The 16481-nt window shown below is 43.3% G+C and carries 15 protein-coding genes, 1 tRNA gene and 4 pseudogenes; 11 read left to right on the plus strand and 9 right to left on the minus strand.

Translation table 11 applies throughout. From position 1 onward, the window contains the following. Positions 1-165: 165 nt before the first annotated feature. The 7 genes and pseudogenes from H6G40_RS20385 to petJ all read right to left on the minus strand — a co-directional run bounded on the left by H6G40_RS20385 (position 166) and on the right by petJ (position 6946). On the minus strand, positions 166-2064 hold the full coding sequence (locus tag H6G40_RS20385; RefSeq protein WP_002734668.1) for an NAD(P)H-quinone oxidoreductase subunit F: 1899 nt from the start codon (positions 2062-2064) through the stop codon (positions 166-168). A gap of 229 nt (positions 2065-2293) precedes the next feature. Further along, positions 2294-2977 (minus strand): PHP domain-containing protein, encoded by a 684-nt coding sequence (locus tag H6G40_RS20390; RefSeq protein ID WP_002734587.1) that lies wholly within the window; start codon positions 2975-2977, stop codon positions 2294-2296. Between the two features lie 488 nt (positions 2978-3465). Next, positions 3466-3690 (minus strand): annotated as a pseudogene (locus tag H6G40_RS20395) (DUF3352 domain-containing protein); the annotation flags it as partial. Between the two features lie 230 nt (positions 3691-3920). Continuing rightward, positions 3921-4184, minus strand: a complete 264-nt coding sequence (locus H6G40_RS20400; RefSeq protein WP_002733470.1) for a type II toxin-antitoxin system RelE family toxin — start codon at positions 4182-4184, stop codon at positions 3921-3923. Beyond that, positions 4174-4467, minus strand: a complete 294-nt coding sequence (locus tag H6G40_RS20405; protein ID WP_002733865.1) for a hypothetical protein — start codon at positions 4465-4467, stop codon at positions 4174-4176. The genes H6G40_RS20400 and H6G40_RS20405 overlap by 11 nt, the downstream gene beginning before the upstream one ends. Positions 4468-4829: 362 nt before the next feature. Continuing rightward, complete coding sequence (locus tag H6G40_RS20410) at positions 4830-6509, minus strand: DUF3352 domain-containing protein (RefSeq protein WP_190538198.1); 1680 nt, start codon at positions 6507-6509, stop codon at positions 4830-4832. A 116-nt stretch (positions 6510-6625) separates the two neighbouring features. Beyond that, entirely contained in the window at positions 6626-6946 is a 321-nt protein-coding gene (gene petJ / locus H6G40_RS20415; RefSeq protein WP_002732729.1) for a cytochrome c6 PetJ, read from the minus strand. A 192-nt stretch (positions 6947-7138) separates the two neighbouring features. Here petJ and petE point away from each other — a divergent pair, with 192 nt between their 5' ends. The 3 genes from petE (at position 7139) to H6G40_RS20430 (ending at position 9857) form a co-directional block, all read left to right on the plus strand. Beyond that, positions 7139-7516 carry a plastocyanin gene (petE, locus tag H6G40_RS20420; RefSeq protein ID WP_002731857.1) on the plus strand — a complete coding sequence of 126 codons (378 nt, stop codon included), beginning with the start codon at positions 7139-7141 and terminating at the stop codon, positions 7514-7516. A 456-nt stretch (positions 7517-7972) separates the two neighbouring features. Then, the gene (locus tag H6G40_RS20425) at positions 7973-9700 is read left to right on the plus strand and encodes a succinate dehydrogenase/fumarate reductase flavoprotein subunit (protein WP_002734415.1); all 1728 of its coding nucleotides are present in this window, start codon (positions 7973-7975) and stop codon (positions 9698-9700) included. 83 nt (positions 9701-9783) lie between these two features. Then, positions 9784-9857 (plus strand) — tRNA-Met (locus tag H6G40_RS20430). A 256-nt stretch (positions 9858-10113) separates the two neighbouring features. Here the strand turns inward: H6G40_RS20430 and H6G40_RS20435 are convergent. Beyond that, on the minus strand, positions 10114-10260 hold the full coding sequence (locus H6G40_RS20435) for a TauD/TfdA family dioxygenase (protein ID WP_242028812.1): 147 nt from the start codon (positions 10258-10260) through the stop codon (positions 10114-10116). Between the two features lie 20 nt (positions 10261-10280). Here H6G40_RS20435 and H6G40_RS20440 point away from each other — a divergent pair. From H6G40_RS20440 to H6G40_RS20475, 8 genes and pseudogenes are all read left to right on the plus strand, one after another. Next, positions 10281-10412 (plus strand): annotated as a pseudogene (locus H6G40_RS20440) (DUF3782 domain-containing protein); the annotation flags it as partial. Positions 10413-10566: 154 nt separating this feature from the next. Continuing rightward, positions 10567-11013, plus strand: a complete 447-nt coding sequence (locus tag H6G40_RS20445; RefSeq protein WP_069474521.1) for a hypothetical protein — start codon at positions 10567-10569, stop codon at positions 11011-11013. Continuing rightward, a pseudogene (locus H6G40_RS20450) lies at positions 11014-12855 on the plus strand (tetratricopeptide repeat protein); the annotation flags it as partial. Positions 12856-12935: 80 nt separating this feature from the next. Then, positions 12936-13172: a DUF4258 domain-containing protein gene (locus H6G40_RS20455; RefSeq protein WP_002762131.1), complete on the plus strand. Its 237-nt coding sequence runs from the start codon at positions 12936-12938 to the stop codon at positions 13170-13172. After that, positions 13169-13369, plus strand: coding sequence for a DUF2283 domain-containing protein (locus H6G40_RS20460; RefSeq protein ID WP_069474523.1), 201 nt, complete (start codon positions 13169-13171; stop codon positions 13367-13369). The genes H6G40_RS20455 and H6G40_RS20460 overlap by 4 nt, the downstream gene beginning before the upstream one ends. Positions 13370-13431: 62 nt before the next feature. Next, the gene (locus H6G40_RS20465) at positions 13432-13614 is read left to right on the plus strand and encodes a DUF1902 domain-containing protein (protein ID WP_002733867.1); all 183 of its coding nucleotides are present in this window, start codon (positions 13432-13434) and stop codon (positions 13612-13614) included. A 34-nt stretch (positions 13615-13648) separates the two neighbouring features. Then, positions 13649-13852, plus strand: a complete 204-nt coding sequence (locus tag H6G40_RS20470) for a hypothetical protein (protein WP_002732229.1) — start codon at positions 13649-13651, stop codon at positions 13850-13852. A 233-nt stretch (positions 13853-14085) separates the two neighbouring features. After that, positions 14086-14442: pseudogene (locus H6G40_RS20475) on the plus strand (IS30 family transposase); the annotation flags it as partial. A gap of 371 nt (positions 14443-14813) precedes the next feature. On the opposite strand, the gene H6G40_RS20480 reads toward H6G40_RS20475, so the two are convergent. After that, complete coding sequence (locus H6G40_RS20480; RefSeq protein WP_002734522.1) at positions 14814-16154, minus strand: aromatic ring-hydroxylating dioxygenase subunit alpha; 1341 nt, start codon at positions 16152-16154, stop codon at positions 14814-14816. Between the last annotated feature and the right edge of the window lie 327 nt (positions 16155-16481).

A 16481-nucleotide genomic window follows, 5' to 3' on the forward strand; every position in this document is an offset into this window, starting at 1 on the left:
GTACATGGTTTTTTAACTGTGGTATGCGACGGTGGTGGAAGCAGAAACTTAAATCGTGAGGTTTAGGAATCGCCGCACTTTTAGGGCGGCGAGGATGTCAAGTTCATCACCCTGCTTTCCTTCCCTAGTCAGCTGCCGGGAGACTAGAGACCAATACACAGAGGTTCAATGAGTCAAAAGGGATGACCAATAATTAGTTATCAGTGACCATTGACCGTTTAATAAGAGCCAGATTAATCCCCCTATTCCGAAAAGAATAGTCAAGACATAAAATTGTGATTGACCGGAAACATTATATTTTAAGGCACTGCCGCTAAAAATCGTCGCTAAACTGACTAAATTAACCAGACCATCAATAATATAACGATCGAGCCAAGCGGTAATTTTTGACAAGCTCCCCACCGCTAAAACCACGGTAAACTGATAGATGCGATCGAGATAGAAGTCATAAGCGAACAAATCTTGCAGGAATCGCAGGATTAACCCGGTTGGTCTCGCCCAAGCTCGTCTTAACTCTACCATTAACCCGATAACTAGGCCAATTACTCCAGAGGCCATCAATAAGGGAAAACCCCAGACAATGGTGAAACTCTGGTTATTAACGAGAGGATTGGTGAAAGATAACCAAAAATCCCAACGTAGGGGAATAATCGGGGCCAATAAAACGATTAAAATCAATGCTACCATGGGCAAAGCCATCGGCCAAGCCACTTCCGGGGTGCGATGGGTTTTACTTTGGGTTTGTCCCAAAAAGACTAAACGAAAGACCCGAGTAAGATTGATAATGCTAAGACAATTAACAAAGATTAAAACCGCTAATAACCACCAAGGAATCGCCCATTCGCCACCTAACCACCGTTTTAACGTCCAAAACATCCCCAGGGGCATTAAAACCGTCATCCCCGCGGAACCTCCTAAAAAAGCCGTGGTCGTGGCGGGCATTCTTGCCCAAATTCCGCCCATTTCCGTGATATTTTGGTTACTGGTGGTGAGAATTAAGGCTCCTGCGCTCATAAACAATAAAGCTTTTGCCACCGCATGGGAGAATAAAATTAGTAAGGCGATATCCACATGACCTAATCCCACCGCAATAAAGACCAAACCGAGATAGGCACTGGTAGAGTGACATAAAACCCGTTTAATATCAATTTGGGATAAGGCCATCAGAGAAGTACCAATTGCCGTCATTGTCCCCAACACTATTAAAACATTGGCCGCGATCGGAGATAGGGTAAATACTGGCTGCAGCTTAATTAAAACATAGGCCCCGGCTGAAACCACGATCGAATTCCGCATGATTCCGGCTGGATTTGGTCCCTCCATCGCCTCATCTAGCCACAAATTCAGGGGAAATTGGGCGCATTTACCCGTTGGACCAGCAATAAGGGCTAATCCTAACAAAGTCGCCGTCAGAGGTGGTACAGGGTTATTTACTGCCCAATTTTCTAACTGAGAAAAACTTAATCCCTCTCCGTAACTGGACAGAGCCACCAAACCCATCAATAAAATAATATCGCCGACGCGCTTGGTTAAAAAGGCATCTCGGGCCGCGGTTACGACCAAAGGTTGAGCATACCAAAAACCGACGAGGAGATAGGTAGAGACCGTTAACATCTCTAGGAAAGCGTAACTGAATAGTAGGGAGTCACTGAGGGCAATTCCCCCCAAAGCTGCCTCAAAAAAGCCCATTAAGCCATAAAATCTCGCCAAAGACCAATCCTTTTCCATGTAGCCAAGGGCATAGATTTGGGCCAAGAGACTGATGAGGGTAATCAGTTCCAACGTCCCCAAACTGACGGGAGAAAGTTCGATCGAAAGAGATAAACTAAGATCGGCCACTTTTACCCATTCAAAAGCCAGTTTAATCGTCTCTCGATGCCAAATTTGGTTAAAGGCGATCGATCCGTGTATTAATCCTAAGACGGTCATCAATAGGTTAATATAAGCGGCCGGCCGCGGACCGGTGCGACTAATAATGCCTAAAGACCAAGGCAAGGTTAAAATCGAACCAATTAAGCCATAAATGGGAATTAACCAGCAAGTGTATAGGAATAAATCTTTCATTCAGGGGGTTATTCAGTTATCAGTTATCAGTTATCAGTTATCAGTGATCAGGTTTAAGTTTTAAGTTATCAGGTTTAGGTTTTCAATTTTCAACAAATTTAGGCTCTTTCACCGGTTACTGGTTACTGATTACTGATCACTGATCAACGGCCATAAAAAACCAACACTCGATCCTTTCTCGATCGAGATTAGTTAATTTAAGTATTTTACCTTTAATCCTGCGATCAGGCTAAATGCGCTGTAATAAAGATTTACCGTGGGAATCGGTGCTACAGGTGGCAAATAATTGATATTGACGACTCAGAGCGAGCGCTTGTTCGGTTTCCGGTTGACTGGGTAGCCAAGGTTTGGGATTGCCATAGGCATAAAAAGCCTCAATACCATCAATACCCAATTCTACTGCCGCCGCCACTAAATCGGCTGCGGGGCGATGGTAACGAAAGGGATGGGCGAGAACTACTAAAGCCCCCGCTTGCTGTAAACTTTTAATGACTCTAGAGGCTAAAGCCAGATCTCCTTCCGGTTTGGTTCTTTGCAGATAGGGAGTCAAGACGGCATGAGCGGGATCGAAACCATAGCCAAGAATATGCACTTCTGTCTCTAAGAGATTCGCCGTAATTTCTACCCCTGTCCAGAGATGGGGTAGAGAACTCTTTAAATGCTGATTTTCTAGCCAAATTTGGGCTTGTCGATAACCTTCGATCGAGTGATGATCGGTAATTGCTAATCCTTTTAGTCCGATATCTAACGCTTGTCTCATCAAGCCTTGGGGACTCATTTGACCATCGGAACAATGGGTATGAAGATGGAAATTGTAATGGTGGGGACAACTATCATAGCCAATATTTGCCCACACCGCTTTCAGGGCGAGGGTATCTTGAGCTAGGGGTGGGATTGTAGCAGAAACGACCATGCAGTATTGAGGAACTTTCCCAAAGATTACAAATTGTTAAGAATCAGCATAGCAAATATCAAGAAAAATTGGGTAGCTGCTGTTACCGGTAACACCGTTAGAGACTGTTCGTCAATGAATATTAAGCGGGAATCGGAGCCTTCTTCTGTCTCCGCGCTGATTATCGGTTATCGCTGCCCCTACAGGACTCAAAATCTCGCACCTGTTTCGCGAAACAAGACCCTAAAACCCTTAATTCGTCGATATTTCAGATTTATTCAGCAAGCCAGATGTACTAAGCTTTTTAGTATAAATGTTCTGGCTCCCTCTCCACGCTCTCTTCTCATAGACAGTCTTGACGAGTAACTTAGATACACTGACAGCTTATACCATTTTTCTTTATTTGCGTCACAACGAATGCAAGCTTGGCAAGCATTCGAGCGTGGATGTCTGTCATGGATTTAGAAATTTGGTATTACTATGGACTAAGAATACTAAAGTTTTGACTTTAAACCTAAAGGCGACTGGAAGCGGTTTAAGACCTGTGTTATTAATTCCTGTAGGGGACTATCTGCTTCTAACCCCTCCTCTACCTGAGTCCAAAAACGATTTAAATCGCGACTAGCGGCGACTAAAAGGCTATTTTCGCCGATAAAAGATAATGCTCCCACGGGACTAGATAAAATTGGTGCTTGGTCATCCTGTCCTAAGACCCCAATTAAGGCCGAACGCGCACCCTTTTCAAATCCTATAGTAATCATAGCAATTACCGTCGGTTGAATTGACCCAAGGAAACCCCACAAAAAGCCATGGGAGGAGGAGAATAGCGATCGCTCATTCAGACGGATTGAGGTGTTGGCTGTTGGGTTTCGTTTTCCCTTAGAATTGAGAGGTTTTCTTTAACCTATTGATTCGCTCAACCCAAGAAAAAGGACTAGACCGCTGTTGCATTCATCGCGTTTTATTAGCGGTAAGCTTGACTGCGATGTTCAATGAGTAAGACAATAACTTGAGATTGACTATCATCAACGATATAAATAACCCGATAGTCCCCGACTCGGAAGCGATACTTCCCAGCAAATTCTCCCTTTAATGCTTTAATTTGAGGGTGATTTTTGGGCGTTTCTTGAAGAATCTTTAAACACTTAGCAATCTTCTTTCTCAAGACTGAATCAGCTTCAGAATAAACTTTATTAGCTTTAGCTGTTAAACAGACTTTATAAATCATCTGAGTTTTTCCAATCAATGAGACGACCTGATTGTAAATCCATTTCAGCTTCTTTTAATTTTTCTATGATATTGGGAATTTCTCTAATTTCTTGGGTTGCTTGCTCACTCTCTTTATCTGATAAATAAGCAGCAAATTCTAGAATAGTTTTTAAATTTTCTAATGACAAGGTTTGGAGATATTGTTGAATTTTTTGCTGCATTAAATCAATCTGTGCTAATGTTTCAGTATCTAAAAAATCTTCTGAGGTCGAGAGATTTACTTGAACGTCAGTAATATTCATAGTTTGATAAATTGCTCCTTTTAAGTTGATTATATATATCTTAGCGAATTTTTCAAGCTAGGGCTTGCTACCTTGTAATCTAATCTGGGAATTGATGACCCTCAGCGATTCGCGTCTGGAGAGGTAATGTTTCTCCCTCCACATTTATACTACCCCAGGAGAGTCCTTCCACAGAATCAATACCACTGGCTACTTGATAACCGCTCCGGAAGGGTTATTAGCGACGCTTGAGGGAAACCCAACCACACCAATGTCGTCAAGAATGTTGGGTTTTGCTCAAACCATTGAATCGAGCAGTTTTCTCCTAAGTATTAAATCGCTCAACCAAACCTACAAGCTTCTATCTGATAACTGATAACTGATTAAGACTTCACTCCCAAGTTAAAGAAAATCGTTCCCCGACGCACAGAATTTTCGCTACCTTGGCTGCTAATAGTAAGAGAACGCAGATTATTAAATAAAGGCTTAATCGATAATTCTAACACCCGCACGATCGGAAATTTTGCCTCGATTACCGGTTGCAATTGTCGCCAATCGACGTAAAAATAACCATCATTTTCTGCGGGTAAAGCAGTAATTGCCTGTCGAAACTTACCACTACTTAAGATGGGGTTTTTCTGTGCAGATAAAGCTAAACCCATCGCTTCCACAGAACTAGCGATAATTTCATAATTATCGACCCTAGTATGCACTCCCGTCACGATCGTTTCTAGTTGCGCTTTTCCCCCTGGGACCGCCGTGGTTAACTTTGTCCAAGCTGTCACCGTTCGATCGAGTAAAGGCAGATTAACCACATTATAGCCGCGACTGCGGGCCAACTCATCCAAATGCTCGATCGCACTGTCCACCTCTACCCCCATCACCCGTTCCCCTAGAAAAACACTATCGGGTTCCATCCCCTTTGAACTAGGCACGAGAGCGAGACTATATTCGCCTCTAACCCAGCTAAAAACGTCTTCAGGCAAATTTAAACCTAAAGGCGACTGGAAGCGGTTTAAGACCTGTGTTATTAATTCCTGTAGGGGACTATCTGCTTCTAACCCCTCCTCTACCTGAGTCCAAAAACGATTTAAATCGCGACTAGCGGCAACTAAAAGGCTATTTTCGCCGATAAAAGATAATGCTCCCACGGGACTAGATAAAATTGGTGCTTGGTCATCCTGTCCTAAGACTCCAATTAAGGCGGTTTGAGCGACTATTCCCCCGGATTTGAGGGAAAAAGCCGTGGCTAATCGTTGTTTTGCTTCGGGACTCTCCGGGACGGGTTGATTAGCGATCCAAGCCGATAACGGGGGTAAATTGCCGTAAACTATAGCTATACGCGGTTCGGTGATATTTTTGAGAGCTTCTCGGTAATCAGGGCTATTTTTTAGGTTTAAATCCGGTACTTGCACGTTATTAAGTGCCTCGCGCAAAACCTTGATATTATTGGCAAAAAGCACCGTATCACCGACGACGGCACTAGCGAGAAAACGATTATTATCTCCTGCGGTCAAGGGACGTTGATAAATCAGGTTAACTCCCTTGTAGAGTTCAAAAACGAGGTCAAATTTGCCCGAAACCGCCTGTTTTGAGTAGGAAGCTTGCAGAAATTCCTTAGCGCGTTCGCCATCTTTACTTTGAATTGCCAAAAGATAACCCGGTTGGATACCATTATCGGTATCGCGATCGAAATCTAGGGAAGTAACAGCGAGGGTAATTTCCTCCCCTAACCAGGGTTTGATTTCCTTTTGATAATTCAATCCCGTTTTGCCGAGGAGACTTTTTTCTAAATCCTTAATTTCTTGGTGGGAACGTCGTCGATTAGCCGGTGTAGCGATTAATTGACCAAAAGACTCTAAACGTTCGGGATTGACCAACAAGGATACCATAACCGGGGCCTGTTTCGGCACAAAAATCGCCGCCATCGGTTCCCGCAGCACCCCACCTTTGAGCAAAGACAGAGGACTATCGGCGAGAATCCAAGCAAAACTGGCTGTAGCGACTCCTAGGAGAATGATTACCGTCGCACCTAAAATATAGAAAAACGATCGCAATTTCACAACCTTGTCCCGAGATGAACCATTAGCTATTTTAAGCCAGCAAATGACCCAAGAATTTCGATCGCTACAATTCTTACCAGACTGATAACCGATAACTCGCCACCGATAACTAATTTTTACCAGCCTTTTTCCGCTTGAGCGAGGACATAGTTAGCTACAGCTTCGATATCTTCAGCGCTGAGACGACCACCGAAAGCGGGCATCGCCCCCATACCTTTGGTAACTTGGGTAACGATAGCTTCAACGGAATCTTTGCCGTATTTAACTAAATCTTCTTTTTTCAGGGTTTTAGCGGCATTAACCACGTTTTTACCGCCCATATGGCAGGAAGCACAGTTAGCACTGAAAATCGAAGCCCCATCAGCTAAAGCGGGACGAGCCATACCGAATGTAACCACAGCCAAGAGCAAGCACAGGGAAATTAATAGTCTTTTCACGATTGGTTCTCCTCTATTTCTTAAGAAATTCCCCAACCATCGTCAGAAAAAACCGGTTTTCTTGTCAAAAGACAAGCTGTCAAACTTGGTGTAGAATGAATCAATGGGACAGTTAAAAGCAAACTTTTACTTTTTTGTCAAAAGACAGGCTGTCAAACTTGTCATCTTCCCTCGTGTAAAGGATTAACAAGCATGAAAAAATTAGGTTTATTGGTCGCTACCGTGGTGCTAGTCGTCTCTAGCTTCTTCTTCAACACTGCCTCCGCTGCTGCGGAAACCTTCACGGTTAAGATGGGCGGTGATGCGGGTACACTACAATTTGATCCCCCCGCCCTCACTATTAAAGCAGGAGATACGGTGAAATGGGTCAATAACAAACTTTCTCCCCATAACATAGTTTTCGATAGCACCAAGGTTCCTGAAGCCCAAGCTGCTAAATTATCCCATAAAGGTCTGGCTTTTTCCGCCGGTGAGTCCTTTGAAAGCACTTTCAGCGAACCGGGTACTTACACCTACTACTGCGAACCCCATCGCGGCGCCGGTATGGTCGGAACGATTACCGTTGAGTAATTGTCCGATTTTAACCAAAAATAACTCGCGGTTAACTGCCGCGGGTTGTTTTTTTGGGAATTATGAAGACTTTTCAGTTATCAGTAAACAGTAATCAGTAATCAGTGAGGTTCTTCAGTTTGTCTTATGCAACGGACAGGGTTATAAGGAATGAAACTCTTATAGAGAAAGACATTTGGCGATTTTTGTCAATTGTTTTTGAACTAGAACGAACTCATCAATTAAGTTTTTTGCCAGATAAGGATTTAGTCGATTTATGCCCCCCGATCGAACCATACCAAGTTCAGTAATCAGTAAACAGTAATCAGTGAACTGAAAACTCGCATCTGATAACTGATAACTGATAACTGATAACTGAAAGGGCTGTCTCCTGAAATATAAAGTCTCGGTTACAAAACTGACTTCCGAGCAATTCTCACCCCACCATAGAAACAGAAGCCCGTAGGAAAATCAGCCATGAAAGAACACGATGTCGTTATAGTGGGCGGTGGGTTAGCAGGATGCCGCGCCGCCTTAGAAATCAAACGCCTCAACCCGACCATCGATGTTGCTGTCGTTGCCAAAACCCACCCAATTCGTTCCCACTCCGTCGCTGCCCAGGGAGGTATCGCCGCCGCCCTGCAAAACGTTGACCCCAAAGATAATCCCAAGGCCCACGCCTACGATACCGTCAAAGGTTCCGATTTTCTGGCTGACCAGGATGCGGTGGATATCCTCACCCAAGAAGCCCCCGAAGTTATCATCGAATTGGAACATCTAGGCGTGTTATTCTCCCGTCTCGAAGATGGACGCATTGCCCAAAGAGCCTTTGGCGGTCACAGCCATAACCGTGCCTGTTACGCCGCCGATAAAACCGGTCACGCCATGCTGCACGAATTAGTCAGCAATTTAGGCCGTAATCAGGTAAAAATCTACGATGAATGGTACGTTTTGCGCCTTATCCTCGAAGAAGGTACGGCCAAAGGCGTGGTTATGTACCAAATCGCCACCGGACAGTTAGAAATCCTCCGGGCAAAAGCAATTATGTTCGGGACCGGGGGCTATGGTCGCGTTTATAACACCACCTCCAACGATTTCGCCTGTACGGGAGACGGTTTAGCTTTATCGGCAAAAGCGGGTATTCCCCTAGAAGACATGGAATTTGTCCAATTTCACCCCACGGGACTCTATCCCGTCGGTGTTTTAATCTCAGAAGCGGTCCGGGGTGAAGGTGCTTATTTAATCAATAGCGAAGGTCGTCGTTTTATGGAAGACTACGCCCCCTCGCGCATGGAATTGGCACCCCGGGACATCACTTCCCGGGCCATTACCCTAGAAATTCGCGCCGGCCGGGGGGTAAATCTGGACGGTAGCGCCGGGGGTCCCTTTGTCTATCTGGATTTACGCCATTTAGGCCGGGAAAAAATTATGAGTCGCATTCCCTTCTGTTGGGAGGAGGCCCACCGTCTCGTCGGTGTCGATGCGGTAGAGGAACCGATGCCCGTCCGTCCTACAGTTCACTATTGTATGGGCGGCATTCCCGTTAATACCGATGGTCGCGTTCGCTTAAGTGCCGATACCCTCAGCGAAGGCTTTTTCTCCGCCGGGGAATGTTCCTGTGTCTCCGTCCACGGGGCCAATCGTTTGGGTAGTAATTCCCTGTTAGAATGTGTGGTCTATGGGAGAAGAACCGGCAAATCGATCGCTAAATACGTCGAAAAACGCGCTTTTCCCGTCTTTAATCCCGATATTTACCTTCAGGATGCTAAAGAGGAAATCACCGCTTTATTGACCAAAAAAGGCACGATTCGCATCGGTCAACTACGTCAGCAATTCCAAGACTGTATGACCCAACATTGCGGCGTTTTTCGCACCGAAGCGACCATGCGCGAGGGAATTAAACAAATTGGCGAATTAAAGCGCCAATACGAGCAGATTTACCTGGATGATAGGGGGGATTGCTGGAATACGGAACTAATCGAGGCCTGGGAATTACAAAGTCTCATGGTGGTGGGGGAAATTATCCTCACCTCTGCCCTCAATCGTCAAGAAAGCCGAGGGGCCCACTCCCGCGAGGATTTTCCCCAACGGGATGACCAAAATTTCCTTCAGCATACCCTCGCCTATTATTCCCCCTCCGGCATCGATATCGACTATATGCCCGTGGTGATTCAGGATTTCACCCCCGTGGAACGTAAGTATTAACCTCTGGTCGGACGGTAAATGTAAAGGAATATTACAAACTCCTTGGCATTTACCGAGATTTAGTTCTATACTAAATAAAGCAACGCGGGATAGAGCAGTCTGGTAGCTCGTCGGGCTCATAACCCGAAGGTCAGTGGTTCAAATCCGCTTCCCGCCATTACTAATAAAGCCGGTAGTTAGGGCTTGCTGAATAAATCTAAAAACCTTGTTGGATAAGGCTTTTAGACTTTTTTGACCTCAAAAAGTGCCGACCATTGGAGGGATCGGGGGTAAAATTCAGGTACTTTTTCCCTGAAAATTAGGTAACTGACTACCTCAAAATCGGTAAAACCCTACACCCCACACCCCACACCCCACACCCTGCCCCCACCAACAAACTTTTTCAGCAGACCCTAGTTAACCCCGATTTCCCGTTAGGGAACATTGAACATTACCCGTTCAAGAGAGCGATTGGGGTCAATGTAGGATTGGCGAGAATGGAGACAAGTATAATTATCCATGATCAAGATCTGTTCTGCTTTTAAATAGAGCGGAACGTGACAGGCTTCAAACAGTGCCATTTACAAAATGTTTGAAAGAAGTAGCGGGGATTGAAATCGACCACGGCATAGATAGTTATACTTATCGGCGCGGTTTATTTGTGATGAAGCAATCAGGAGAAACGGTTAAAATCATCAACGATGTTCAGTTTCAGCCTGTGGGTTTTGCTTAACTAACAATGGGCGTATTAAAATTAGTTATTCCTTTGGAATCGAGAACAATCAAATAAATGCGATCACCGATTCATTGATACGGCGGTTTAAGCAAACGTTATTCTTTTTTGGGAAAAACTGTATCATTAGAAAAAAATCAAGAGGTTTTTGTTGATGGAACCACTCTTAGTGACTTTGATAACTTGGGCCACGAATATTGCTCCCTTGGCTGGTGCTGCTATTGCCACAGGTTTTTTAGGCAAGACTGGGGAAAATCTTAACGATTCCTTGTTGGCGACACTGCAACGCAAATTTCCTACCTCGCCAACCTTAAAGTTATTAACCGCAGGCAAAGCACCTGAAGTTGAGCAAGCCGTCATTGACTTGGAACCTGTATTAGCTGATTCGGAAGTTACAGAATTATTAACGGAAATGCGGGCGTTGATGAGCGGTAACCAGGAATTAGCCGCTAAGTTAGCCGCAACGGAAAAACAGATCCGCAATACTCAAATTAACAAGGATCAATCCCAGGGTTATCAATTCAACAAAAATGTTGAAGCTAAATTTTTGGGGGGAAACCATAACCATTACTATACCAGTGACAATAAGAAAGAGCATTAGCTGGAGTCGTCTGGTAGGGAACAGACAAAGTTAGCCCCACCTCCGCCAGTAAATGAATGGCAGGGACGACAGGATGAAATCAAGGAACTACAAACCGCCCTCAGCAATGACAAAGTACGCTTAATCGGGATAACCGCCGCAGGAGGCTATGGGAAATCGGCTTTAGCGGTGAAGTTCAAAGAGAAGTTAAACCCTCATTGGCGGGTGTTATGGGTTAGTTTTAGAGAGCGTTATTCAGTAGCGCAATTTGGACGCTGGTTATTAGAAAATTTGGAGCAACCCTACGATGAAAAATGGAACGATGAGACGTTAATTCAGCAGATGATACGGGGACTGATTACCTCACCTTGTCTGTTGATTCTTGACAACTTAGAAACAGTAGTTCAGACGGCGGGAGATTCAGTTTATAGGCAATTTTTGATCCGTTGGTTGGATTCCGGAAACCAGAGTAAAATCCTGATTACCAGTCGGGAACAGCCGAGTTTTGTCCCCAATTTAACGCGGCGTTGTCATTGGTTGCGCCTGGGGGGATTAGCAGCAGCGGACGCAATCCAGTTGGTGAGGGTGAATTACGGTTTGACAGGAACTAATCAAGAATTAGCCGAATTTGTCCACAAGATGGGACGACATCCTCTCTTAATGCAACTGGTTTGTAGTTGGATGAGTGATGAGTTTGGCGAAGGGGTTTCTGTCACCGAGTCGCAAAATTTGGGCTTAAATCTGTTTGATGTGGAGGGTTATCACCGCGACACGGAAACCTGTGTCAGAGAAGTGATTACCGCCAGTTTAGCGCGATTATCGAAAGAGTTTAGGGAGAGTTTAACGCGGTTATCTGTATTGCGCAAGAGTTTTGATTTAGGGTTAGCGCAGGCATTAACCCCAGAAATAACTGACCAAGATTTACGACATTTTGCTCGTTTATCCTTATTACAAGAATTTCCCCCCGAATACAATGTAAAACCGCGACGGTTTGAGTTTTTGCCTTTAATATCAATGGTGGTGCAAGATCAAGCAAATCCTGAAACATTGCGATCCGCCCATCAATTAGCCTTAGATTATTATTTAGCTCATTTACCTGTCCCTCCCTGGGAATCCTTGGAAGATTTGAAGGAATATTTAGAGGCGTTTCACCATGCAGGGGAATTGGGAGAATGGCAATTAGCTTACGATATTTTGAATGAGGAAAGAGGCGGAGAAGAGAAAGATAAATTGGTTAATAGGTTTTTAGATTTACAAGGATTTTATCGTAAGCAAGCAGAACTTTATGAGCAAATTATTGCAGGGAGTCAACGGGAACAAGTTTGTTATCGTAACTCGTTAAGTTATTTGGGAAGTTGTTATTGTTCCTTGGGACAGTACGAAAAAGCGATCGCCTATCACCGGCAATGTCTCGACATCAGTAAGGAAATAGAAGATTGGCAAGGGGTGGCAACTTCTCTATGTGGTTTAGGCATTTGTTATAAGTCCTTGGGACAGTATGAAAAAGCGATCGCCTATCACCAGCAATCTCTCGACATCAGTGACGAAATTGGCGATCGGCGAGGGGTGGCATTTTCTTTATATAACATGGGTGAAGCATTGATTAAACTAGAACAATACAGCCAAGCAGAAAGCAAAATTCAAGCATCCTTAGTTATTTCCCAAGAGATTAATTTTAAATATTTAACCGCCCATAATTTAAGAGTTCTTGCCGAAATCTTCCACAAAACTAATCGCCCTGAACTTGCCCTCAGCCATTGCCAAGAAGCGCTTGAATTATGCCAAGAATTGGGGATTCCCTTGTTTAAATATTGTGAGGAATTGTTAGGGCAAATTCAGGGGGATGTAGCAGACAATCTATAAAATTATCCTTAACTCCCATTAAGCAAAACTATGAAAATTAACTTCATTGATACTTATAAGCAAACAATTCAATCGCCTCAATGAAATTTACTCAATACTTTTTAGCCACCAGAAAACGACCAGATCGAGCCAATATCAAAATGGAATGGATTGAATACACAATCAATAATCCTATTCTGGAAGTTCACCAAAATGATGGACGAATTCGCCGCTGGGCATTAATTGAGGAAATAGACAACAAGGCGTTGAGAGTTGTCTTACTCGAAGATGGTATCACAGTTCACAATGCTTTTTTTGATAGGAATTTTAAGCCATGAAAATCACCTACTTTCAAGATACGGATACTCTATATTTAGAGTTCAATAACAATCCTATTGTCGAGACTCAAGAAATCAATGAAAATACCTTAGTCGATCTTGATAAAAATGGGAACATTTGTGCAATTACCTTGGAACACGCCAGAAGCTTAACGGATCTGAATGCTTTTTCCCTAGAAACTATTGTCGCGTCTTAATTAGCTTCAAGTTTATAAGAGTTGTCATAATAAAATTATTCTATAAACTCTATGGATTCCCCATGCAAAACCCAATTAACCTCACTATTGAGCGCTTTCAAGAAAACGGACAAGATTACTATGTCGCCACCAGTCCCGATATACAAGGACTTGTCACTGAAGCTGATACAATAGATGCCGTCATTGATATTGCCAAAGACTTAATTCCCATCCTATTAGAATTGGAAACAAAGGAGTGTGAATAATGCAAACCGTCCACAAAATGAGGAACAATTAATTATGAACATCAAAGATTATCCCTTTGCTCAAGACTTGATTACGGATAATCAAGGTCAGATACAGCAAGTTATCATTAATTTTGAAGACTATCAACAAATAATAGAAACCTATGAAGATACTGGACTCTATCGGGCCATGATAGACGTTAAAGATGAAACTCCCTTAACTTTGGAGGAAGCTTTAATTGAATTAGAAAAAGAATGAAAATCAACTATCTTCCTACTTTTATCAAGGATCTTAAAGATTTAAAAAGTACGCCAATTCAAAAATGAAACGCATCAACCTCAAGAGTTGACAAAGAAAGGCTCATCAGGTCAGCAATTCTCATTTTAAGGTTTCATGACATTAAAACCCCTGCACCTAGAGGGGTTAATAATTCTTAACGAATCTCTAGATCGCTGAAACAACGCAAAATCGTTTCAAAATGAGAATTGCTGGAAATCAATAGAGTCACAGAAAAACTTTTTCAAGAGATTCACCCTGACAAAAGAAAAACCTTTACTTGTGACAACGGCAAAGAATTTTGTGGACATCAAGAGTTGAGTCAGAAACTAGGAGCAGATTTTTATTTTGCTACTCCTTATCATTCGTGGGAGAGGGGATTAAACGAGCATACCAATGGACTGTTAAGACAATTTTTCCCCAAGGGAACGAATTTTAAAATCGTTAAGCCAGAGGAGGTGGAAAGAGCCGTAAACTTGATTAACAATCGTCCTCGAAAATGTCTTGACTATCGTACCCCGAATGAGGTATTCTATAAAGGTAGATCAGACAGTGATGCAATTCAGACTTGAATTGACCAATCTTAGTTAAGTACCTAAGTAAAATTAATTCCACATCTCGCTAACTCCTGACTTCGGGTGCATCTCATTTTTGTAAATCTAGCAAGTTGGGATTTTTACGCGAAAACTCTCTGATAAAATCTGGCATTACTTCCGATTTTATCACTCAATCCAAGCTTTTGGGTGGTAGAACCCCCCAAACCCCCCGCGCATTAGCTTTTCGGTGGGATGCTTACAGGCAGCTGCTGACACATTTGTCATCATTTAAGAGTCATACTAAATCTGTTTATTAAAAACTGATTATTTATTCACCCTTTTGCATTAGTGCCTGCTGCCTTTTACCTGTCCTGATATGTAGCCTATACTCAACGGATTTAGTATTATTACTGTAGTTTGGTATGGGCTTTTTTCTCATAGGTGCGTTCAAATTTTGTGCGGGTGTAATTGGCAGCGATCGCTATTGCTAAAGCCAAAATTGCGAAAATAAGGGCAGTAATTTGATAGATAGACTGATTTGGGGATAAAATTGCCAGTAAAGCTAATAATATCCCCATTAAAATTGCGATTTGTTTAGTTTTTACCATGTTTTCATGGGCAGCGCTACAGGTGCGACAGTGGACAGTGTGACGAGAATAGCGATCGAGGGGTAAAGGATCGAATAAATCGATCGCCGTTGTCCGCTGGCTGGTGTAGCCTTGATAGTAGGGGAAAGAGTCCCCATAGCGATCGAACCATTGACGTAACTCAATCACCAAGGCATCGGAACTTTTTAAGGGCAAGTATAATTTTTGTAAACTATCTCTTGACTTTTCCACCATTTGCTGCTGACTTTGAATTAAAGGTAGATCATCTTCGAGGATGCGACTTTGACGCAGATGTTCCAACCAGCGCCAACGGTATTGACGGGAGTTAACGGCAAAATTTTGGTAACGTCGCACCAGTAAGCGAGAACGACCTTGACCCAGAGAAATCCCGTATAAAGCCAATCCAGCACACCAATGGGGATTAGGCAGAGAAAAACGATAATGAACGAGATTAGGGGCTATAAAATCCAGATATTTCCAGCTTTCTTGCGGATTGCGGCTATTGCGCCACTGACTGCGAATTCCCCGCGCCGAGATTTCGAGGATTTGGAAGGCTAAAGGTTGAGCATTTTCCCGTTTTGCCCCGAATTCGCTGCGATCATGGCTAATATTAACATGGGCGGGATCGAGGAGATTTTCGAGTAAATAGCCCTGTTCGTAGGGAAAATCAATGAGATAATCGGTATGGACACAATTGGGGTCTTCTAGGTCTTTGATGATAGGAATATCGCTTTCTTTCGCTGTTTCCTCTTCTCCTAACCAAACCCAGAGGACTCCCTGACGTTCCACCACCCCATAGGATTTAACCTTGGCATTGCGGGGAATCGGGGTATTAACTGGCAGTTGGGGAATATGGGAACATTTTCCATCCGTCTCGAACTGCCAACCATGGTACAAACATTCTAAACGCCCAGCGATCATCTGTCCTGTGGAGAGTTTAGCCAAGCGATGGGGACAGCGATCAAGCAAACAGCCCCATTTTCCCTGTTGATCGCGAAATATTAGCAATGGTTGCCCATAAAGAGAGAAAGAGTAGGGATTTTTTTGCCAATCCTGCACAAATAACACAGGATACCAACAATTTTGGTAGTGAAAATAGTCATCCCTAGGCAGGGGTTGAGATTGATCGGCGCTTGTCATGGGGGTGAGAGAGAAAAAATATTGATCATGATCATAATATCGGTGCGGGCAATTGATCTCTGTTTTTCTACTATCTTTTAATCAATCCGAAAGGGACTAGGAGAGGGTCGAAATTCCCGATAGGCGTTAATTGTAGCCAGAAAGTCGATTGTAAAGTCTTTTATTAGAACTCTTGCAAATTAATTATATGTTATAATGATGGGTTAACTAATTTTCCCCAAAAAAATAGTTAATCAGTACATTCGTCCTGAATGAAAACTTGAAGTTTAACTTTTAACTCAAAACTCTTTAGAGCTGCTTTAATTTGGTTATCAAAACCTCTTTATT

The organism is Microcystis viridis FACHB-1342 (assembly GCF_014698335.1).
Lineage (GTDB): Bacteria > Cyanobacteriota > Cyanobacteriia > Cyanobacteriales > Microcystaceae > Microcystis > Microcystis ichthyoblabe_A.